The sequence below is a fragment of the Nostoc sp. JL33 genome (assembly GCF_017114985.1).
In the GTDB taxonomy this organism is placed as follows: Bacteria; Cyanobacteriota; Cyanobacteriia; order Cyanobacteriales; family Nostocaceae; genus Nostoc.
Map to the genome: position 1 here is coordinate 153,082 of NZ_JABXKP010000090.1, position 21,890 is coordinate 174,971.

A 21,890-nucleotide genomic window follows, 5' to 3' on the forward strand; every position below is an offset into this window, starting at 1 on the left:
CTCGCTAATATAATTAATTTTTATAACCAAACTTGGCGATGACGGGGACTTAAACCCCCAGAATTCGTTAAAAGTTATGAATTTTGATTGAAAATTCTTTAATTAATAAATCATAACTTTTAAAAATTAGCACTTGAAAATGTGCTTCGGTATAAACAGCCGTTAGGAAATTTTATACATGAATCATGATGCTTTCATTGTTCCACCAGGTTCAAAGATTTCTCTGAAAAAAAACTATGACCCAGCCTATAAGACTGATTTTGATGAAAAAGCTGATGCTGCAACCAAATTACAGGCAGATATTGAACGACTAGGAAATTACCAAAATATTCTCTACGCTCAAAACACCTATGCCTTGCTGATTATTTTTCAGGCGATGGATGCTGCTGGCAAAGATAGCACAATTAAACATGTAACCTCTGGTGTGAACCCGCAAGGATTTCAGGTGTTTAGTTTTAAGGGGCCTAGTGCAGAAGAATTAGACCATGACTACCTGTGGCGAACAACGAAGGCTTTGCCAGAAAGAGGCCGAATTGGGATATTCAACCGTTCATACTATGAAGAAGTGCTTGTGGTTCGTGTCCATCCAGAAATGCTTAAGAAACAACAACTTCCCCATTTACCTGAGGGAAAGAAGATATGGAAGCAGCGCTTTGAAGAAATCAATAATTTTGAAAAGCATTTGGTAAACAATGGTGTAATCATCCTGAAGTTTTTTCTAAATGTCTCGAAATCAGAGCAGAAAAAACGCTTTTTAGAACGGATTGAATATCCTGAAAAAAATTGGAAATTTTCCGATAGCGATGTCCAAGAACGAGCTTTCTGGGATGATTATATGAATGCTTATGAAGAAATTTTTAATTATACTAGTACGAAATGGGCACCGTGGTATATTATTCCTGCCGATCGCAAATGGTTTACACGCCTAGTAGTCGCCAATATTATCTGCACAAAATTGCAAGAACTAAATCTGCAATACCCGACAGTTAGTGAGGAACATAGGCAGCAAATTTTACAGGCGAAACGCATTCTAGAACAGGAAGATTAAGACATGAACTAAATAAATAAATAAATGCTAAATTAGTTAAATTATACTCTATAATTTAAAGGATGCAAAATTGTAACTTGACTAACGCTATTTGCTAGGAAAAAAGTTTAGCAGATAGTCCTAGCCGCAAAATAATGATTCAGATGGCAGAGGATGGGAACAATGATCTACCTCACTTTAGTAATGCTGCCTTTGATATTGTGGCGATCGCAGCCTCAGCAGGCGGTCTGACTGCTTTAGCTAAAGTGCTATCGAGTGTACCGACAGAATTTACAGCCGCGATCGCCATTGTGCAACACCTCGGCCCCCAATACCGCTCGTTCATGGCAGAAATTCTGACTCGGCGCACGACTCTTACTGTCAAGCAGGCAGAAGAGGGAGATTGCCTTACACCAGGAACAGCTTACGTTGCCCCACCTAATCGTCACTTGGTAGTTAACGGTGACGGCACACTTTCCTTATCACAGTCGGAATTAGTACATTTTTTACGTCCTTCGGCTGACCTGTTATTTGAATCAGTTGCAGCCACTTACAAAGACAGAGCGATCGCTGTTGTGCTAACTGGAACAGGTAGCGACGGCGCGATGGGAGTAGAAGCGATAAAAAAAATGGGCGGTACTGTCATTGTCCAAGACGTAGAAACCTCCGAATTTTCCGGGATGCCCTCCGCCGCAATTCAAACTGGCAACGTAGATTTTATTCTCCCCCTTGATGAAATCTCCAGCACTCTGGTGACTTTGGTTATGGGTAATATTGAAATAAACTAAACTAAGATATTGTATCAGTCCCAACATCTGCCTCAAAATTCATTCTGAGGCTAATTAAAGTCGTCTAAAGACGACTGAATAGAAAAACTTTTAATTTAAAATCCCAAATTGGTATGACTTCCGCAGAAAAAGATCCGGAATTTGAAAATCTACTGATTTATCTCAGACAAAACCGGGGATTTGATTTTACAGGCTATAAGCGCTCGAGTTTGATGCGTCGGGTAAGCAAGCGGATGCAGTCATTTAACATAGAGAACTTTGAACAGTATCTAGACTACCTAGAAGTTCATCCAGAGGAATTCAATTATCTTTTCAACACTATCCTAATTAACGTCACGGATTTTTTTCGAGATTCATCAGCTTGGGAATACATAGCAGAGCAAATATTGCCTAATCTGATTCGGAATAAAAAAACTTCTGACCAAATCCGCATCTGGAGCGCTGGCTGTGCTTCTGGGCAAGAAGCTTATACCCTGGCAATATTGATGGCTGAAATATTGGGAGCAGAGGAATTTCGCCAACGAGTGAAAATCTACGCCACAGATGTAGATGAAGATGCTCTCAACCACGCACGTTTTGCTATGTATTCAGCAAAAGATGTCCAGGCGGTGCCAGATGAACTGCGGCAGAAATACTTTGAAATTGTCGGTAACTGCTATGTCTTCCGCTCAGACTTGCGCCGCTCAGTGATTTTTGGTCGTCACGATCTGCTTCAGGATGCGCCCATTTCGCGCTTAGATTTGCTGGTCAGCCGCAATACATTAATGTATTTTAATTCTGAGGCTCAAGGGCGAATTCTAGCCCGGTTTCATTTTGCATTAAATGATAATGGCTATCTGTTTTTGGGGAAAGCAGAGATGCTAGTGATGCATTCTAATCTGTTTACACCAATGGACTTAAAAAACCGGATATTTACTAAGATATCGCTGGTGAATATCCGCGCTCGCCTCTTAGTTATGGCAAATTCAGTAGATGAAGAATCTAACAGCCGTTTGTCTCGACACCTGCGGCTGCGAGATATGGGTTTTGACACAGCACCAATTGCCCAAGTAATCATTGATATTAATGGCATTTTGGTAATGATGAACGAGCAGGCGCGGACTTTGTTCGCCCTTTCTCCCAAAGATTTAGCTCGTCCCTTCCAGGATCTGGAACTTTCCTATCGACCAATTGAGTTGCGATCGCTAATTGAACGGGCTTATACTGAACGCCGCCCTGTGACTCTGACAAATGTAGAGCGCTATTTCTCAAACACAGAAACGCAATATCTGGATGTGCGGATTACGCCTTTGCAAGAAACAGCCACCACTTTCTTAGGGGTCAGCATCACCTTTCATGATGTCACCCGTTACATTAAACTTCAAGAGGCGCTGCAACGCTCCCAACAGGAATTAGAAACCACCAACGAAGAATTACAATCTACTAATGAAGAGTTAGAAACCACCAACGAAGAACTACAATCTACCAATGAAGAATTAGAAACCACCAACGAAGAACTACAATCTACCAATGAAGAATTGGAGACGATGAATGAAGAATTACAATCTACTAATGAAGAATTACAAACAATTAATAACGAACTGAGCGATCGCACCATAGAACTTAATCGCACTAACATTTTCCTCAGCTCTATTCTCAGAAGTCTCCAAACTGGAATAGTGGTAATTGATAGCAGCTTTAATATCTCAATTTGGAATTACATGGTAGAAGATTTATGGGGCTTGCGAATTGATGAAGTTTTAGGACAGTCTATCTTCAGCCTAGATATTGGGCTACCCGTCGAGCAGTTGCGATCGGCCATCCGCGACTCCCTATCCGGGAAAAAGCAGTTTCAAGAAATGATCCTTGATGCTACCAATCGTCGGGGTAGGCAAATAAAATGTTACCTGGCAATCACTCCCCTGCTTGGTATTGAAATGCAGGGAGCAGTTTTGATGATGGCAGATGTAGAGAGAGTTAGCAGTATGATTTCTACTCAAGAGATGGAGGAACGGCAGCAGTAAGATTGACTCTCATTGGGCTAAGAGGATGTTTGAAAACTTCTTCTGTGTTTATCAGAAAAGAACTATCCTGGAGGAAATACTGGTTGGGTTAAGTTAGATTAATAAAGAGGAAAAAATTTGCTATGTTACTTGAACTCAACCAACTAATTGTTAGAGCCGGTCATCAGTTGTTGATTAAAGATATCTCCTGGTCGGCATACAAACGGATTTTGGCAGAATTGGGAGACAATCGCAGTTTTAGGATAGGTTATAGTCAAGGGATACTGGAAATAATGGCTCCATTGCCAGAGCATGAAGTAGCAAAAGTTATTATTGGAGACTTGGTAAAAGTTTTATTAGAAGAACTGGATTTAGAATTTTGGAGTTTGGGTTCTACAACTTTTGATAAAGAAAGTATGGATGCTGGGGTAGAACCAGATGATTGTTTCTATATCCAAAATGAAGCTAGAATTAGGGGCAAAGATAGAATAAATTTAGAAATCGACCCGCCTCCAGATTTGGCTATTGAAATTGATATTACCTCGCGCACTCGTTTCAATAATTATCAAGCTTTGAGAGTACCAGAACTATGGCGATGGAATGGAAGCAAGTTAGAAATAAACGTGCTGTTCGATGGAAAATATGTAGAATCAAATACCAGTTCTATTTTCCCCAATCTCCCAATTTGCCAAGTGATTCCCGAATATTTAATGCTGAGTAAAACCAATGGCAGAAATGCGACAATGAAAGCATTTCGTGCGTGGACAAGACAGCAAATAGGAGCCATTTAGAAGTCTTGTCAGCTTTTGGTAATTAATGACGCGCCGTTACCACCGCCTCACCGAATTTTAGATTTTAAATTTTGGAAAATGGAATTGTTGGGCATTGCCTAAGAAGAGAAGATTCTTGCGTTCCATTATTTAAAAAGGTCTCTTCGCAAGAGCGTCTGGTAGAGTTGCGAACGTATTTAAACGCGAGAATAATTCTTTAATCCAAAATCTAAAATTAAATGGCTTGCCCCTGACTTGATTGCTGGGGTCAATCTAAAATCTAAAATCCTTGTATTGTCTGACTAGGGCGCGGGTTTAAGAGCTACAGTACGCCCCAAAGAACCTGAGCAATTTCTGGATTCCTTACTCACTGGTTTAATTGAAGCTCGCTCTAGTGAACGCCTGAGGCTATTATCTGCTCACCGTCCAGAGCCAGAGTTAGGAAAATTTTATCGTGGGTTAATGGCATCCGAAGCGCGTCACTACGGTATATATTGGGTTTTAGCTGCTACTTATTTCGACAAAGAAATTGTCATGCAACGGCTTGATGAATTAACAATTGTCGAAAGCGAGTTGCTGGCGACTTTGCATCCAGAACCTAGAATTCACAGTTAGTAGACTAAGGCAACAGATATGAAGCTTCAGTTAACACACCTGAGACTGCTTGTCTCCAACTACAAAGATTCTTTTCTGTTCTACCGCGATCTGCTGAAATTTGATGTAGATTGGGGCGATGAAGATAGCGGATATGCTGAGTTTAATACCGGATATCTCAAGCTGGGTTTGTTCAAAAAAGAATTAATGGCCCAAGTAGTCCCAAGAATCGAACAGCCTTCATATGTTGTCAATCGAGATAAAATTGTCTTGATTTTCGCAGTCGATAACGTGGATGAGGTCTATGAGCAAGTAAAAGCTCACAATGCGATTGTTGTGAGTCAACCACAAGATCGCCCAGGCTGGGGAATCCGCACAGCTCATTTTCGCGATCCTGATGGCAATCTCATCGAAATCTACAACAATCTAGGAATTGTCAGCTAAAGATGACTTTTTTCAGTACTGGCAGAATTCACGCCTTGAAAGTACCGCCTGAAATCGACTCTGTAAGAATTGCTATTTGCTGGGTAAATTGGGATATAGATGCGGAAAAATTTTCCCTTGTAAACTTGACCAGCAAATGGTAATGAAAAACTATTATCAAGATTTTATAATCCGTGATTGGGTGCAAAGCGATCGCACTAGAGCTGCCGAAGTCATCAGTTATGTATTATCAGAATACGGACTAGGTTGGGAACCAAAGGGCGCTGACCGAGATGTGCTGCGAGTAGAGGAATGTTATTTAGCTACTGGGGGAGAGTTTTGGGTAATTGAACACCAAAGCCAGTTAGTCGGTACTGGAGCATACTACCCCATACATCGTGGGGAAAAAGCTGTAGAAATCCGCAAAATGTATCTTTTGCCCAGTATCAGGGGTTTGGGACTGGGCAAATATTTGTTACAACAGCTAGAAGCAGCGATCGCAGTGCGTGGATTTGGGCAAATTTGGATTGAAACCGCCAGCGTTTTGGTGGAAGCAGTCAAGCTGTATGAAAGCAACGGCTACACTCCCGCAACCGGAGTAAAAACAACAAGGTGTGATCGCGTGTATGTTAAATTCCTCAACCAGCCCTAAATGCATACTTGGATTAAAAATCTCCCAGGCTTACTCAATCTTTTTCTCCAATCCCATTGCCCCCTATGTCAACGTGCAACTTCCCAAGAATTCTGTCAAAACTGCACCAGACAACTGCAAAAATGTCAACTTAAAGACTCAATTTCTCTATGGCAAGAACCAATACCAGTGTTTTGCTGGGGGGAGTATAGTGGCCCGGTGAAACGGGCGATCGCGGCGATGAAATACGAAAATCAACCCCAAATAGCTCGTCCTTTGGGTCAATGGTTAGGAGAAGCATGGTTGTTAAATTCACCGAGCCGAGATAGCCGGCCTGTGGTAGTTCCCATCCCACTCCACGCTAGCAAACAAAAGCAACGTAAATACAATCAAGCCGCACTCATAGCACAAAGCTTCTGCGAAATAACCGGATTAAAATTGAAACTAAACGGTTTAGCAAGAGTGCGAGAAACTGAAGCGCAGTTTGGTTTGTCGGTATCTAAACGACAAAAAAACTTGGACAAAGCCTTTGATATTGGCCAAGTTTTTCGCCGTCATCCTCCAAATGTCCCAGTGCTGTTAGTGGACGACATTTATACTACTGGTGCTACTGCCAGGTCTGCTGTGCAAACACTTCGTCAGTATGGAATTGTGGTCTTAGGATTAGTCGCAGTAGCCACTACGGTCAAAGACGGATAAATCAAGAATTAATGGGCAAGCTTTGACAAATAAATGCATAAATTGACCGAATTACCCTATTTTTGTGGCAAAATTGCTTGAAATGTATGAATAAAGTTTTTGCGGCGGGTTTAAAACAACTCATGATCATTCCTGCCACATTGCTGGCAATAGGCATCAGTACAAGTGCAGCTTTTGCTCAAAATAAGTTGTATAGTCCAATCCCTTTATCTAACACTACTGAAATTACTGATCGCCTTTCAGACAAAGACATTCCCACAGGTCAAGGTGGATTTGCCCGTGATTACACAGTGAAGTTACAGAAGGGCGATAATTTAGCAGTTGACCTGTCATCTGAAAACTTTGACAGCATCATCACACTACTGGCACCTGATGGTTCGACTCTGGCAGAAAATGATGATGGCCCTGATGGCACTAGCAATTCCCTACTATTTACTCGCATTGTAGAGACAGGCAATTATGTTATCCGTGTCCGGTCTTTTGGGGAAACTGGGGTTGGGGCTTTTAAGCTCAAGGTGACAAAGTTGCAACCAATTAAATGAAATGGTCATTAGTCATTAGTCATTGGGCATTGGGCATTGGGCATTGGGCATGGGGCATTGGTATTCTCCTCTGCTTCCCCTGCTTTCCCTACTCCCACTCCCCACTCCCCACTCCCCACACCCCACACCCCACATCTTAAAAGGCGGTCAGCACGCAAAGAAATAAGGCTTCAGTCCACTCAACGACTGCGCCGTAAGTATCTCCAGTGTGTCCGCCTAATTTGTGGTTGAACCACGCACCAGTTAAAGTAGCGATCGCACTTCCAGCGACTATCATTGTCAGTGCGAGAAATAGCTGCTGTTTATCTATCAGCCAAAGTAAACCACTCAAACCAAACAACAACAACAATCCCGGTAACAAATCTTTGTAAGAACGAATGGCTTGTTTGTGAAATGCACCTTTACCAGTTGGTTTCAGATAAGGATATCGGGCGATGGCCAGCTGTTGTCCCCAGCGTCCCCAGCCACAAGCAGCCATCAGCAACAACCAACGGTTTTCTGGTATATCCGTCAATGCTGTTATTTTCAGTATCACCAAGGCGATCGCTGCCATTGCCCCAAATGCACCTGTGGCACTATCTGTCATCACCTCCAGTCGCCGATCTCGGTCGCCCACTGCCAAACCATCGGCAGTATCCATTGCCCCATCTAAGTGCAGTCCTCCAGTTATCGCAATCCAAACACTTACTACCAAAGCACTACGAGTTAGCACTGGCATACCAATATAATCCATTCCCCTATCCAGTAACCCTAAAATTCCCCCAATTATCAAGCCCACAAGCGAAGCACTACGTGCCACTCCCCGAAAGTCCAATCCGTTCAAATACGGTAGCGGAATAACAGTGTAAAATATAATACTAGCTGCCAGCTTTAACAACAGCTTTTTCCACCACTGTTGCTGTTTCGTCATCAGAATTACATTAATATTTGGTAAATTGCTGGATAATAGTCATAATTTCCGTACAACCGACATGAGCGGACTTTAAAGCTTTAGATAAGATTTACTTCTATTAGAAATTCTCCCTGAAAATTTTGTTATGCTAGTCTAAGTAATAAATAGGTAAGAACAGTAACTTTATATACAAAAAAACAAAAGATTCCGGAAATTAAAATTCCATCAAGGATCAAAATTTGTGTTTTGTATGCGTTAACTAAAAGCTTACTCCAAATTAATTAGACGATTGCCCCCCAAAATTGATATTTTTTAAATGTGGGAGTAAACAAGCTATTCAATTATGACAGTTTAGCTATGTTGTCACTCTTTTTAGCTCAATCGCTATTTTCCTATGAGTCACCATCTACCCGACACCAGGATACCAGCTCCGTGCATTATTAACACGGGAATCATTGTGAATAAGCTCGACATCCGGCGATTGCTGGCAGATTTAGGTCGAGTCCACTACATCTACACCCAAGAAGATAAGGTACTGAGCGAGGGTGAAGGGGATGTGATGGAAGTTTTTGCTAATCCGCAAAGGTCTACTTTAGTGGCTAACCACGCGCTATATCTGAATGTTTGTAGTTTTGATTACTTAGAACTAAAACAGTCGCCGCAACAAGAAACCTACTTCGATTTGATGCAAGAAGGGGTGTGTCTGCGGTTGATTCCCCGCTCAACCCCTTTACAAGAGCGACGAGAGCGAAACTTCAATGTCAGCGCCATAGAAGCGATGATGGAGCAAGTACTCTCAGCCAGGTGGGATGCAGAAATTGACGATGACTGTTCTGATTCTTTTTAAATAACAATTATAGAAGCACCCGGTAGGCGTAAAATAAAACGAGCGTGTCTTTAGACCTAAGATAGCTTATGAGTGCGACAATAGGTCGCCAGGTAAGCGAGTTTTGAGAGGGCTATATCGATCAAGTTCTGGCAAATACCTTGCATCTATACTGATGTTTGTCGATAATTTAGCCAAATAATATTAATTTTGCCCTAATACCATTTGGTTTTATGGCTGCTAGTTATGGATTTGTGAAACTCTTTACCAATTAGCGTTTCACAATCCAAAATCTAAAATCGTTCGGCTGAGGCTCACTACGTTCGCGTAGCGTTCCGCAGGAAAGTCTAAAATCCAAAATGGCATGAGTGCGAATTTTTCTTTTCAATGTCTTGCTTGCTGTAGCCAAACCAAAGCTAGAGCAGGAGTGTTTTTTACTCCTCACGGTGTTGTAGAAACCCCCAGATTTATGCCAGTGGGAACGCTGGCAAATGTCAAAACTATCACCCCAGCCCAGCTACGAGATACTGGAGCACAAATGATCTTATCCAATACTTATCATCTTCACCTACAACCAGGAGAAGCGATCGTGGCTGGGGGTGGTGGGTTGCACAAATTTATGGGTTGGAACGGGCCGATGCTCACAGATTCGGGTGGGTTTCAGGTGTTCAGCTTAAGCGAGATGCGAAAAATTACTGAAGAAGGCGTAACTTTCCGATCGCCCCATGATGGACAAATTATTAACTTAACACCAGAGCGCTCCATTGAGATTCAAAATATTTTGGGGGCAGATGTAATTATGGCCTTTGACGAGTGTCCGCCCTATCTGGCGACTCGCCAAGAGGTAGAAACTGCAACTGAGCGCACTTATCGCTGGTTAGAACGCTGCATAACGGCTCATCAACACAGTGAGCAGGCTTTGTTTGGGATTGTGCAGGGGGGCGTATATTTGGATTTGCGTTGCCGTGCGGCCCAAGCTTTGGCTAAGTTGGATTTGCCCGGATATGCCATTGGTGGCGTGAGTGTGGGAGAACCGCCGGAAATGATGGCTGAGATTGTAAAAGTGACAGCACCGCTTTTACCCCCCGAAAAGCCGCGTTACTTGATGGGTGTGGGTACTTATCGGGAAATGGCGATCGCGATCGCATCTGGCGTAGATTTATTTGATTGCGTAATTCCCACACGCTGGGCCAGACATGGGACGGCAATAGTCCAGGGCGGACGCTGGAATTTAAAAAATTCTAAGTTTCGTGAAGATTTTGCGCCATTAGATGAAACTTGTTCCTGCTACACTTGTCAAAATTTTAGCCGTGCTTACGTATCTCATTTAGTGCGAGCGCAGGAAATTTTAGCTTATACCTTGTTGAGCATTCACAACATTACCGAACTAATTCGCTTTACCCAAAAGATTCGAGAAGCAATATTGAGCGATCGCTTCACCACAGAATTTGGTCACTGGCTCAACTCATCTCAATCAGCACCAGATGAAGGGGAAATTACAAATCACAAATGACTATTGACCAATGATCAAGACTCAAACCATGTTAAGATATTTCTCAATTATGAAAGCTGTGTTGGATAGTTGGATTTAAACAAACATGGAAGCAGCAATTTTATTAGCAAAACTGCCTGAAGCTTATCAAATCTTTGATCCTTTGGTGGACGTTCTCCCAGTCATTCCCGTATTCTTCTTGTTGCTTGCTTTTGTTTGGCAAGCAGCCGTGGGATTTAGGTAAGTTAATCTATTTTTCAATTCATAGGACAGGTAGAGTACCTGTCCTATTTTTTTGTGGCATCATGTTTGAGCAGAGTTAATATTTATTAATATTTTGCAATGAATTAATATAATAAATAAGATGTGAATTAAGCCATGCCAATATGAAGCCTTGAAAGCCAAGCTTCGAGTCAAGGAGGAATCAGTTATGGGTAATATCAAATTCGTTAAAGAGAATAAAGAAGTAGTGGCGGCGGATGGTGCAAATCTCCGGCTGCAAGCGATGCAAAATAACATTGATATATATACATTAATTGGCAAGATGACAAATTGCGGTGGAAATGGTCAGTGTGGCACTTGCGTTGTCGAGATAGTCGAAGGACTAGAAAATCTTTCCCCCCGCACAGACGTAGAAAACCGGAAATTCAAGAAAAAGCCGGAAAATTACCGCCTTGCCTGTCAAACTTTAGTGAATGGCCCAGTCAGTGTAGTCACGAAGCCTTAAATTCTCAAATCTGCCATTGTTTCAATTTGTATCCAGTCAACAGTCAAAATACTTACCAAAATTGAGTTTCCTCTCTAGGAGACGCTACGCGAAAATTTTGAATTTTGAATTGGTATAATTCTGTCATTGATTTCTACAAGCCCCACACTCGTGGCATCAGAGTCATGAGTTAGGCGTTCTATAAATGAAGTGGAATCGTGTTAAAATTAAATCTAGCCGCCGTCGGTGCGCCGGAGGCTTTAAACGCCTGTGGAGAACTCATAAGACCTGGATTACTCCAGGCGGAGATAGTTGAAGCAGGAATCGCGTGATTTCTAGTCATGCGAGGTTCAAGATGCTATTCTAATGTTGTTGACTGGAAATTTAAGAGAGGCTTTCTTGCCATGCAAGTTAATGACCTGGGGTTCATAGCGAGCATTTTGTTCGTACTCGTTCCCGCCGTGTTTTTACTAATTCTATACATCCAAACTGCTAGCCGCGAAGGTGGAAAAGATAGTTAAGAGTTTGTGTATAAAATAAATAACCCCTGCGCCAATAGTGTAGGGGTTTTTATTTTTGAACCTCAGACCAATTTGAAAAATGATTGCGACAGATGGATTGCCCAAGAGCTTATGCACTAACTTTTTTACAATCCAAAATCTAAAATCTAAAATCTAAAATGGTATCAGATGACTGAAAATCAGGCGATGGAAAGCATAACTTCTCCACAGGCGTTTAAAGCCTCCCTAGCACCGACGGCGGCTATTTAATTTTAAGACAAATGAGCGTGAAATATGCAGCTAATAACTCATGACTCTTATCTGCCGAGTCTGCCGCTTGTAGAAATCAACGGCTAACTCTATTTTGACTTTAATCGATTGTCCGTGCCAACAATACCGGACAAGTGGCATTGACTCGAACATAATCAGACAAGGAAGATCCGATAAGTCTGTCTATATCAACAAAACTTTTAGCGATCGATGGACGACGATCTGGAGAACCGAGCAATAATAAGTCTATATTCAACTCTTCTGCCAAGCGACAAATTTCTTCACCAGGTTTGCCACTGCTGATATAAGAACGAGATTGGACGCCCTGTTTTTCAGCTTCTGCAACAGCAGCTGCCAAAACTGGATTTTTGTCTGAGTTAACCTCAGTTATTTCCGATTTTTTCCCGCCTAAATCTGTAGTAATATTTGCCAAGATTAACTGGCCACCCTGAATATCTCGCAACAAAAACAGAGCCAATTTCAAGCAATTTTTTGCTGAATCAGAGTTGTCTATTGCCACCATAATGCGCTTAATTTTTTTCACATAAATGTCATCTTTTACCAGCAACATGGGGCGAGAAGATAGTTGGAAAACATACTGACTGACTGAGTTCGATAAAATCGATTGCAGCCGCTTCAGCCCGCGTGAACCCATAATAATCAAGTCAGCGTCGATTTCATCAGCTACTTGGCAAACCACATCTTTGGGATCGCCTTCACGCAAAATTGAAGAAACCTGGCTAGGATCTAAGTTCAAAGTTTGAATCGCATTCGCCAGAATTTTACCACCATTTTCCCATTTAGCTGTCATGCTAGCAGCAGCATTTTGTGCTTGAACAACATGCAAAATTGTAACTTTTGCAGATTGAATTGAAGGGATTTCTTTTAGGGTTTTGAGCATTTCTTCTGCATGTCCCAATCCCGATACAGCCAGCAAAATTCTTCTGATCATCTTACGTAATTTTTGTGAAGTTTACTTTTGTCTTCGCTGTTAGTACTTGGCTCTGGTCAGATTTTTCCCGCCTTGCTCGACAACCTAGTTAGTAAGTTGGCACAAACAAACTTTGTTTTTTAGTATTTAACACTCAAACAAATGGGAAAGTATAAAAAACTCAACAAATGTTTAAGTTTATTTGCACGTAGTTACTTAAATTCTCAACTAAATTTCAATTATTAAGCATACTCTCAATTTAGCCTGAATAACTTAATAAATTATGATGTTAGTTATCATTTTTAATCTATGTTCACTTTTTTTAATTAGAGGGAAGTTAAGTATTGCAAAGAAATACCAAAATAACTCTTAGGGAAAGTTGATTCAGTGTAGCCTTTAGCAGGCGATGTCTACGACGGGCTATGCCTACGCTTCCGGCTTGAATAGTCTACACTACTCCTGAATTTTTCCTACTCTCCACCTTTTTTTAATTTTATTGCAACTTTGGTAACTCAGATAGGATTGCTATATCCGCAAATATTAACAGAGATAAATCAACTACTTACTACTGCTCCTTTGATGGCAGCAGAGGATAATGTTGACAACCTATCATATCCAGTCAGCAATGTAGACAGGTCCAGTTTCGATACTTCCATCGGGCATGATGGTATTCCAGAAAAAAGTACCAATGTTGCCATATCTGACTTGACGGAGTTCCAACCCATTCTTGTGCATAAAACCAACAGTGTTTGTGAGGTCAGCTTCAGCCAGATTGGTATGATTGAGGATGGCTGGACCAATAGCTCCAGCCAAATTAGCCCTAGTCAAGTTGGCGTCACTCAAATCAGCCCTTCGCAAATCAGTACGATATAACCTAGCTTTGATCAAATTGGCACCTCGCAAATCAGCCCTACTCAAGTTACAATCATCAAGAAAGCCTTCCGTAACGTCAATTCCAACCAAGAAAGCATTGCTGAGATTAGTACCAATAAAACCGCATTGAGCCAAGTTAGCTCCAGCCAAATTAATTCCACTGAGATCGACTCCTTCCAACAAAGAGTAGTCACCGTAAATATAGCTAAAGCTCAGTCCAGAGAAATCCCTTCTTCCAGCAGCATAAAGCTCCAAGAACTCCTCAATGAAAGAAATTTTGGCTCCCCTGTTTCCATCCATACCCTAACTCCCGAATCAATTAGTATTATCAACAGTACCGCACAAAGCTTCTGTAACACCCTTCTAGCACCCCAAACAGAGTTCAACATAAACATCTAACTCACCTTCCTCACTAGAAGTATGAGTGGTTAAAAACATTTTTAGAATTGCCTTATGGCATTCCGTCTCATGATTAAATTCGGATTGCTATAGTTTACTCTAGTTTCTCATTCTCAATATTAGTAACAATTAAGATGCGTTTGCCGTGATAAATTCATGAGCATTTAAGTTGTATAAAAGCAGGGCTGAAGCCCTTATTAAAAGCGAATCATCCTGGAAAAATGAATAACGATTAGCTTATTAAAACCCCCCAAATAGAATCTGGAGGGTTTTGTTTGATTGCTTGTAAGATTCACTTAACTTAGATGTGCTTCTGGTTGTCCGTTTTGGACTACAAAGGAAGCTAGTACAGCGCGGCGTAAATCAAGCTACCATTTGAAAACTTGCAAAAGCCTTGGTATACAAAACTTTTGACTTTTGACTTCCGCCTTGCGGTACTAGGGTTTTGACAGAGCCATTCAAGTTAACAATGCTTGATACAACGCGGTAGTCGCTTTGCCAAAATTACGAATTATTTAAAATCTGCCATTTCCCTGAACAATGTGCTTAACGGTAGTCAAGGTTTCCAGGCTGATAAATCCCCGACGATGACCTTTTTGGTTAGACATGCCGAGAAACACTGAATCTCCCCGCGAGGGGTTGCGGGAAAAACGCGGGGAAGTGTTGATGTAAGTAGAAGCACTGTTAACTCCTAAGGCAAACTGCCGACTTTCCTGGTAGGATTCAGTAACGATGCAGTCGGCGTGCCCACTGCTGTGTTGATTAATCCAGGCGATCGCAGTCTCTAAGCTATCCACCAGTTTAAAAGCTACTGTCCTAGTTAAATAAGGATTTCCCCATTCGGCTTCCTTCACCAGATGCAACTGGGGAAAGGCTTTTACTAGTTCTGCATCCCCTTTAATTTCAAAACCTTTTTCCATTAAGCTGTTCCACAGAACTGCTAAAGATGATGGCAAGGCTTGGCGATGAATGAGCACCTTTTCAATGGCATTAACTTGGTCTGGTTCGCTCTGATGGCTATTAAGAATCATTAAGCGCACCATTTCTAAGCTGCTATTCGGCGACCAGTAGAGATAACAGTTACCCATTGCTGATTTTAAAACTGGGCAAGTTGACTGTCGTACTACCTGCTGTACCAAGCTGGAACGTCCGTAGGGAATCACTAGATTCACGTACTGGTCTTGGGTGACTAAATCCCGAATCGAAGCACCATGTTCTGCTGTGATCAGTTCTAGACAGCCCGGAGGTAGACCAACTTGGGCGATCGCGCTTTGCAGTACCTCAGCGATCGCCGCGTTGGAATGGCTAGCTTCAGTACTGCCTTTGAGAATTAGACAATTGCCAGTTTTGATACAAAAACCCGCCGCGATCGCCCCTAAATCCGGGAACGCCTCATAAATAAATCCAATCACTCCCAAGGGCATTAACTGGGTGTAACTTTGGGAATCTTCCAGTTGATAATCAGCAGTTCTGACGCGCCGTAGCGGATCTGATAATTCCCCTAACCGTTGTAAAATGTCCACGGTCATCTCTAGCCTTGTGGGAGTCAGCTTCAGCCAGTCCAATATCAACTCAGGCACTGCCATTTCCCGACTGGCTTCTAAATCCAAGGTGTTGGCTTCTAGAATGTCGTCAAATGAGCGCTCAAGAGCTTGTGCCATCGCCAGTACTGCACGACTCCGGTCTGCTCCCTTTGTGATCCCCAACTTTAGGGAAGCTTGATAGGCTCGTTGGGCACTAGTAATCGGTTCGGGGTGGTCATCCAAAACTTCAACAGTCATTGAGTTAACGTCTGTAGGTAAGCCAGACCATTAGTGCTGGTAGGATAGCCAACAGCACCGCCACTATTGCCCAAGCAATAATGCTGGAACCATTTGCCAATCGCAGTGCTAATGGGAGCCATATAATCACTAGCACGAAAATAATGCCCAGCGCTACAGGCAGATAGCTTTCTCCCAAGCGGGGATGGACAACATGCCAACTATTTCCCATCCAACGCCAAGCCCGCTTGTAGGGATAGGTGGTAGAAAGCTGTTCTAGGACGTGACCATTATCTTCTACGACAAAGATTTGCTGACAGCGATCGCAACCAAATGCTTCTGTCAGCGTAATCGGAATTAACTGACCCCGGCGACGGCAGGGACAGGGGTATTCGGTATTGAAATCGATTTTTTCGGGTTTTTGAGATTGCACAAGCGTTCTAATAACTTGAGCGAGTTTTACACGAACAGTGAGAATATAATCCCTTGGTAAATGCCTTAGAGGCTTCTCTCTTTATATAGATGGGCAGGCGATACAAACGTCGCCATAATTGCAAACAGTAGATGTAGCCGACTTTAAGTATCGTAATTGCCATATCACTACGGGGTTCTCTATTTGTAGTCTTTCCCCAAAGCTGGCAATCTTATTTAAAAATTTCCTTGTGTTCATTTGTCGCTTTCAAGGTAATGTGGTTGCTTTTTTGGGCATTTATTGTGCTGACACACCTGGTACGATTTTAAGCCTACGTGGCGACCACTCCTAAAACAAATCGTTTGGGAAGGCTACGCTCATAAATAACAGACACCAACAAACCCGCTAATTTTACTTTGGGTCACTATATATTAGTATCCAGTTATCAAGGTGAGATCAAGATTACGTCCAATCTCTATTCCTTCCAGTTCACAAGCGTTTCAAGAGCGGGAATTGCCAAAATATCTAGAGCGTGTGTGTGACTCTTTGCCCAAATAGATTATGGCTAATTTCACTGCTAAAAGACGCTTTGCACCTGAAAACACTTTATTTAACTAGCCACCTTTAGTCCAGTGTAATACACCCTACATAAAACGAATTGATTACACCTATAAAGATTCTAGCCAAGGTAATCCATATCTAGACTACTCTAAAGCTGGGTTTTATATTTCTTAGCAAGCGGGCAACGCGATCGATTTGAGTGGGCGATATTCAAATGGCGACAGTAGACGATTTTTTTGCTCGATCTGTCTGTCCACATTCGGAGCGGTTCACAGGAGTGCAGCGCGAATCGACGAACACTTCAACGCACCCTAATAAACAGTAAACCTCTTGGAATTTTTAACTCCAAGAGGTTTTAGTTGGAAGCGGGTAACGCGATTCGAACGCGCGACATTCACCTTGGCAAGGTGACGCTCTACCACTGAGCTATACCCGCAATCGATAACCATATCTTAATATCTCAGATTTATCTGTAATTGTCAACCCCTTAATATAGTCATTAGTCATTAGTCATTAGTTAATAACAAAGGACAAATGACTAATGACGCCTTAGCCCAGTTCTTCTGACTCCGCAGTTAAATTGCCGACGCTGGCACTTTGAAAAGAGGCTGGTAAAGACTGACTATTACGAGAATATGGCTCTGCCAGGTTAGAACGCAGTTGCCGCATCAGGCTGGCCATTTCTAGGGCATTCATGGCATAATCCCAGCCATGATTACCTTTGATGCCTGCCCGTTCTAAGGCTTGCTGCATAGTGTCTACTGTCAAAATGCCAAAAATTACTGGCACCCCAGTTTGAAAGCTAGCGGCAGCAATGCCTTTAGAAACTTCTGAGGATACGTAATCAAAATGAGGTGTTTGCCCTCGAATGACTGCACCTAGACAAATTACAGCATCATAACGATGGGAAATTGCTAGTTGGCGAGCTACTAAAGGTACCTCAAAACTTCCTGGAACCCAAACATAGTCCACCTGATTACCGTGGGGGTTAGGGTCTACACCGTGGCGCTTCAAGCAATCTTGACATCCCTCTAGCAGCTTTCCGGTAACAAGGTCATTGAATCGACCAATCACCACTGCAAACCGCAAAGGCTCCGTTTGGGTAAAAGTTCCCTCGAAAACTGCCATGACTGCCTCTTAATCAACTATACTTCTGGCCAATATACATTTCTTAATTTAAATGTAGAGGAGCAGGAAAGCACGGTCAGAAAAAAGAAAATCCGAAAAAATCTCTCCTTTTTTCCTTTGGTCTTTGACCTTGGCTTTTCTGCCCCTCTAGTTCTTATATTATCTGCCTGCGCCAGACCGAAGCCGTCGCCTACACGACAAAAAAGTTTAACAAGCCAACTAAAAATACCAAACCAATCCAGGCGGCGGAACCAACCCAGAGCAGTTTTTTAGATTCAACCCAATTTTGGGGAGTGGCGTAAGCAACGGGAACGCCAACAACCAGGACAAAAGACAATAGGACTAGGCTTATCAAAGCGAATTGGAATATTATGGTCATTTTTGCTTCTCCCAATACAGCGAAATAGTGATATGTCTTACACTAACAGTAAGGTGTACAGTGTAGGCAACGAGCGTGACTCCTGCTATTGCATAGGACATTTCCAGAAGCCCTGGTTTTATGTCCTCGTGATCCCCCACGGTCAAAAATTTGATTTTTTCTTCCTTTCGTACCCCACAAATTTTACGACACAGGATGAATTGCTTATGACTTTTGCACTGATGTGTCAACCAATGGTAAATTTGCATTCTTTGAAAGGATGCCTACTCGTTTCCCGTTGTCTAACGTTTCACGTAGGTTTCCCAGAGGGCAGTAAGCGAGGTGTATCAACGGCCGTGGCGGCGAGTAACCACTTAAATCATACAACGCCGTGATCATCTATTTCAGAATATTTGAGAATTAGGGTGCTGACTCTGAGGGTTAAAGGGTGAGGCTTCTGTCCATTTTAGCTAAAGAGCGACACTGATACTTTTTTCTTATTTTTCAGTTACCAAAAATTACAATATTTTAGTCGTTCGTCCTTTGTCTAAGCACCAATGACCAATGACTCTTAATACTATGGATTTAATTCTTTGCCACACAACAGCAGATTTTGACGCACTAGGGGCTGCGGTAGGGTTAACGCGCCTACTACCGGGAAGTAAGATTGTGCTGACTGGCGGTTCTCACCCTCCTGTAAGGGATTTTTTGGCATTGCATCGGGATGAATATCCGTTGATTGAACGCCGTTCGGTGAATCCAGAAAAAATTCGTTCTTTGACTGTGGTGGATACGCAACAGCGCGATCGCTTGGGTAAAGCTGCCGAGTGGTTAGATTTACCCCATGTTACAGAGATTATAGTTTATGACCATCACTTAGGACAAGAATCAGATATTCCCGCCACGCGATCGCATATTTCCTCAGTAGGAGCCACGACAACTTTAATCGTTGAGCAATTACAACAACAGCAAATTTCCCTAACTACTGCCGAAGCAACTGTGATGGCTTTGGGTATCCACGTTGACACTGGCTCTTTGACCTTTGACCAGTCTACACCACAGGATGCTTTCGCTTTGGCTTGGTTGATGGAACAAGGTGCCAGTTTATCAGTAATTTCTACCTACCGTGACCCTGGCTTGTCTTTACAATTGCAGCAGCTATTAACTGAGGCGCTGGAAAATTTAGCATATCTCTGTCTACATGGATATACGGTTGCTTGGGTAACTCTGAAAACAGATGGTTTTGTGCCGGGGTTATCGAGTCTGGCATCGGAACTCGTGGAATTAACCGAAATTGATGCCATACTGTTGGCTAATGAGTATCCTTTGGGTGAAAGTGATTCACGCTTAACTGTAATTGGGCGATCGCAAATTCCCAAAACAAATCTCAACCTATTATTCCAACCTTTGGGCGGCGGCGGTCATTCGCAAGCCGCATCGTTGAACCTACGCAAAGTAGATTCGCAAGCAATATTAAAACAACTCCTGGACGGAATAAAAGCACAAATTCCCCATCCCCCCACCGCTAGGGATTTGATGTCTTCTCCTGTCCGCACGATTCTGCCTGAAACCACAATTGGCGAAGCACAGCGCATTTTATTACGCTATGGACATTCTGGTTTATCTGTAGTTGATGCTCAAAAGCAACTGGTAGGTATTATTTCGCGGCGGGATATTGATATCGCCTTGCACCACGGATTTAGTCATGCGCCAGTTAAGGGTTACATGACAAGAAATCTGAAAACAATTATGCCAGATACAACACTGCCAGAAATTGAGTCGGTGATGGTGACTTATGATATCGGACGCTTACCAGTAATGGAGAATGAGCAGTTAGTTGGTATTGTCACTCGTACTGATGTATTGAGGGAATTACATCAGGAAAGAGAAGAGGAGAGGGGAACAGAGGAACAGACAAAGACGGGAAGAAGGGGAGAAAGTAATCTTAGTCTGCCTCAATTGCAGAATAAACTTGCTCCTCGATTGTGGCAATTACTCACCACAGCATCGCAAGAGGCAGAAAAACGGGGTTGGCATCTTTATCTAGTGGGGGGTGCAGTGCGCGATTTGCTATTAGCCCAAGCATCGGACACTTTGATGATTAAAGATATTGACCTCGTAGTTGATGGTTTTCATAAATCAGCAGATGTCGGTGCTGGTGTGGAATTAGCAAAGGCACTACAACAACTTTACCCTTCGTCCCGCTTAGAAATCCACGGGGCTTTTCAAACTGCGGCTTTGTTGTGGCACAAAGACCCAGAATTAGATTCTCTATGGGTAGATATTGCCACCGCTAGAACAGAATTTTATCCTTATCCAGCAGCAAATCCAGAAGTTGAGGCGAGTTCTATTCGTCAAGATTTGTATCGCCGAGATTTTACCATCAACGCCCTCGCCTTGCGCCTCACTACTCCCCGTGCTGGTGTAGGGACGCAACATGCTGCGCCCCTACTTGACTTCTTTGGCGGGTTAATCGATTTACAAGCCAAGCAAATTCGGGTTTTACACGCCAATAGCTTTATCGAAGACCCCACCCGCATTTATCGTGGTGTGCGCTTTGCCGTGCGCTTCGGATTTGAGATTGAACCACAAACTGAAGAGTTTATCCGCTATGCCATCAACAGTGGCGTTTACGATCGCACTGCTCAAGAGAATAGCAGAACTCCAGCCCTGCAAACTAGACTGAAAACTGAATTAAAGCACATCCTAGAAGCCCCTTACTGGAAATCGGCTTTGCAGTTCCTCGATAATTTAGGGGCATTGCAATGTATCCATCCTACCCTGAAGCTAGACGCAGAACTTCTCGGACAATTACGTTTGCTAGAACGCTGCTTGCGGCGATTTGACCCGCAACCAACCCTTATCCATTGGGAAATGCGCTTAGAAACGTTAATCGCCCACCTAGCACCAGAATATCCGGCGAAAGTAGCAAAAAATCTGCAATTGCCAGAGGATAGCATTGCTAGGCTGAAGAACTTAGCTCAAGTGCAAACTGAGGTGATGACATTATTACCCACTTTGCAACGCCCCAGTCAAGTAGTGCAGTTGTTGCGACAGTATGATTTACCAATGCTGATTTTAATCGCCGTGCAAAGTCCGCGAGAGATTAGACATCAGATTTGGGAATATTTTACAGTTTGGGCGAATGTGCAGCCACTATTGAATGGCAATGATTTAAAGAAACTTGGTTACAAACCAGGGCCTCAGTATCGGCAAATCTTAGATGATCTACTTGCTGCTACCTTGGATGGAGTGATTAAAGATAGATTTGAGGCTGAGGAATTTTTAGCACAACACTATCCTAAATGAATTAGTGAAGCGATCAG

General features: G+C 42.6%; 21 protein-coding genes, 1 tRNA gene and 1 pseudogene. 15 read left to right on the forward strand and 8 right to left on the reverse strand.

Annotated features, from left to right (window positions below):
* The first annotated feature begins 178 nt into the window (after nt 1-178).
* The 9 genes and pseudogenes from HWQ23_RS27125 (at nt 179) to HWQ23_RS27165 (ending at nt 7,456) form a co-directional block, all read left to right on the forward strand.
* Entirely contained in the window at nt 179-1,048 is an 870-nt protein-coding gene (locus HWQ23_RS27125) for a polyphosphate kinase 2 family protein (protein ID WP_292835469.1), read from the forward strand.
* Nucleotides 1,049-1,182: 134 nt separating this feature from the next.
* The gene (locus HWQ23_RS27130; protein WP_292835471.1) at nt 1,183-1,815 is read left to right on the forward strand and encodes a chemotaxis protein CheB; all 633 of its coding nucleotides are present in this window, start codon (nt 1,183-1,185) and stop codon (nt 1,813-1,815) included.
* Between the two features lie 113 nt (nt 1,816-1,928).
* On the forward strand, nt 1,929-3,818 hold the full coding sequence (locus HWQ23_RS27135; RefSeq protein WP_292835473.1) for a CheR family methyltransferase: 1,890 nt from the start codon (nt 1,929-1,931) through the stop codon (nt 3,816-3,818).
* Between the two features lie 122 nt (nt 3,819-3,940).
* A complete protein-coding gene (locus HWQ23_RS27140) occupies nt 3,941-4,588 on the forward strand; it encodes a Uma2 family endonuclease (RefSeq protein WP_292835475.1) in 648 nt (215 codons plus the stop codon).
* Between the two features lie 285 nt (nt 4,589-4,873).
* A pseudogene (miaE, locus tag HWQ23_RS27145) lies at nt 4,874-5,182 on the forward strand (tRNA isopentenyl-2-thiomethyl-A-37 hydroxylase MiaE); the annotation flags it as partial.
* A gap of 18 nt (nt 5,183-5,200) precedes the next feature.
* Nucleotides 5,201-5,605 carry a VOC family protein gene (locus HWQ23_RS27150; protein WP_292835477.1) on the forward strand — a complete coding sequence of 135 codons (405 nt, stop codon included), beginning with the start codon at nt 5,201-5,203 and terminating at the stop codon, nt 5,603-5,605.
* A 142-nt stretch (nt 5,606-5,747) separates the two neighbouring features.
* On the forward strand, nt 5,748-6,236 hold the full coding sequence (locus tag HWQ23_RS27155; RefSeq protein WP_292835479.1) for a GNAT family N-acetyltransferase: 489 nt from the start codon (nt 5,748-5,750) through the stop codon (nt 6,234-6,236).
* Nucleotides 6,237-6,914, forward strand: coding sequence for a ComF family protein (locus HWQ23_RS27160; RefSeq protein ID WP_292835481.1), 678 nt, complete (start codon nt 6,237-6,239; stop codon nt 6,912-6,914).
* Nucleotides 6,915-7,000: 86 nt separating this feature from the next.
* Nucleotides 7,001-7,456 carry a PPC domain-containing protein gene (locus HWQ23_RS27165; RefSeq protein ID WP_292835483.1) on the forward strand — a complete coding sequence of 152 codons (456 nt, stop codon included), beginning with the start codon at nt 7,001-7,003 and terminating at the stop codon, nt 7,454-7,456.
* A 136-nt stretch (nt 7,457-7,592) separates the two neighbouring features.
* Here HWQ23_RS27165 and cobS read toward each other — a convergent pair whose 3' ends face one another.
* On the reverse strand, nt 7,593-8,366 hold the full coding sequence (gene cobS / locus HWQ23_RS27170) for an adenosylcobinamide-GDP ribazoletransferase (protein WP_292835485.1): 774 nt from the start codon (nt 8,364-8,366) through the stop codon (nt 7,593-7,595).
* Nucleotides 8,367-8,742: 376 nt separating this feature from the next.
* Between cobS and HWQ23_RS27175 the strand changes: the two genes are divergently transcribed.
* The 5 genes from HWQ23_RS27175 to psbM all read left to right on the forward strand — a co-directional run bounded on the left by HWQ23_RS27175 (nt 8,743) and on the right by psbM (nt 11,893).
* Entirely contained in the window at nt 8,743-9,195 is a 453-nt protein-coding gene (locus tag HWQ23_RS27175) for a hypothetical protein (RefSeq protein ID WP_292835488.1), read from the forward strand.
* A 343-nt stretch (nt 9,196-9,538) separates the two neighbouring features.
* Complete coding sequence (tgt, locus tag HWQ23_RS27180) at nt 9,539-10,687, forward strand: tRNA guanosine(34) transglycosylase Tgt (protein WP_292835491.1); 1,149 nt, start codon at nt 9,539-9,541, stop codon at nt 10,685-10,687.
* An 85-nt stretch (nt 10,688-10,772) separates the two neighbouring features.
* Nucleotides 10,773-10,910: a photosystem II reaction center protein K gene (locus tag HWQ23_RS27185; RefSeq protein ID WP_292835495.1), complete on the forward strand. Its 138-nt coding sequence runs from the start codon at nt 10,773-10,775 to the stop codon at nt 10,908-10,910.
* Nucleotides 10,911-11,096: 186 nt separating this feature from the next.
* On the forward strand, nt 11,097-11,393 hold the full coding sequence (locus tag HWQ23_RS27190) for a 2Fe-2S iron-sulfur cluster-binding protein (RefSeq protein WP_292835498.1): 297 nt from the start codon (nt 11,097-11,099) through the stop codon (nt 11,391-11,393).
* A gap of 383 nt (nt 11,394-11,776) precedes the next feature.
* Nucleotides 11,777-11,893 (forward strand): photosystem II reaction center protein PsbM, encoded by a 117-nt coding sequence (psbM, locus tag HWQ23_RS27195; RefSeq protein WP_084227279.1) that lies wholly within the window; start codon nt 11,777-11,779, stop codon nt 11,891-11,893.
* 349 nt (nt 11,894-12,242) lie between these two features.
* Here the strand turns inward: psbM and HWQ23_RS27200 are convergent, their stop codons facing one another.
* The 7 genes from HWQ23_RS27200 to psbZ form a co-directional block, all read right to left on the reverse strand.
* Nucleotides 12,243-13,094: a universal stress protein gene (locus tag HWQ23_RS27200; protein ID WP_292835501.1), complete on the reverse strand. Its 852-nt coding sequence runs from the start codon at nt 13,092-13,094 to the stop codon at nt 12,243-12,245.
* 588 nt (nt 13,095-13,682) lie between these two features.
* Nucleotides 13,683-14,246 (reverse strand): pentapeptide repeat-containing protein, encoded by a 564-nt coding sequence (locus HWQ23_RS27205; RefSeq protein WP_292835504.1) that lies wholly within the window; start codon nt 14,244-14,246, stop codon nt 13,683-13,685.
* A gap of 614 nt (nt 14,247-14,860) precedes the next feature.
* Entirely contained in the window at nt 14,861-16,126 is a 1,266-nt protein-coding gene (locus HWQ23_RS27210; RefSeq protein WP_292835506.1) for a glutamate-5-semialdehyde dehydrogenase, read from the reverse strand.
* A 4-nt stretch (nt 16,127-16,130) separates the two neighbouring features.
* The gene (locus tag HWQ23_RS27215) at nt 16,131-16,538 is read right to left on the reverse strand and encodes a hypothetical protein (protein WP_292835509.1); all 408 of its coding nucleotides are present in this window, start codon (nt 16,536-16,538) and stop codon (nt 16,131-16,133) included.
* Nucleotides 16,539-17,442: 904 nt separating this feature from the next.
* Nucleotides 17,443-17,514 (reverse strand) — tRNA-Gly (locus HWQ23_RS27220).
* 113 nt (nt 17,515-17,627) lie between these two features.
* Nucleotides 17,628-18,206 carry a 6,7-dimethyl-8-ribityllumazine synthase gene (ribH, locus tag HWQ23_RS27225; RefSeq protein ID WP_292835512.1) on the reverse strand — a complete coding sequence of 193 codons (579 nt, stop codon included), beginning with the start codon at nt 18,204-18,206 and terminating at the stop codon, nt 17,628-17,630.
* Nucleotides 18,207-18,396: 190 nt separating this feature from the next.
* Nucleotides 18,397-18,585, reverse strand: a complete 189-nt coding sequence (gene psbZ, locus HWQ23_RS27230; RefSeq protein WP_100901500.1) for a photosystem II reaction center protein PsbZ — start codon at nt 18,583-18,585, stop codon at nt 18,397-18,399.
* 558 nt (nt 18,586-19,143) lie between these two features.
* Here psbZ and HWQ23_RS27235 point away from each other — a divergent pair.
* Nucleotides 19,144-21,873 (forward strand): CBS domain-containing protein, encoded by a 2,730-nt coding sequence (locus tag HWQ23_RS27235; RefSeq protein WP_292835679.1) that lies wholly within the window; start codon nt 19,144-19,146, stop codon nt 21,871-21,873.
* Nucleotides 21,874-21,890 lie beyond the last annotated feature (17 nt).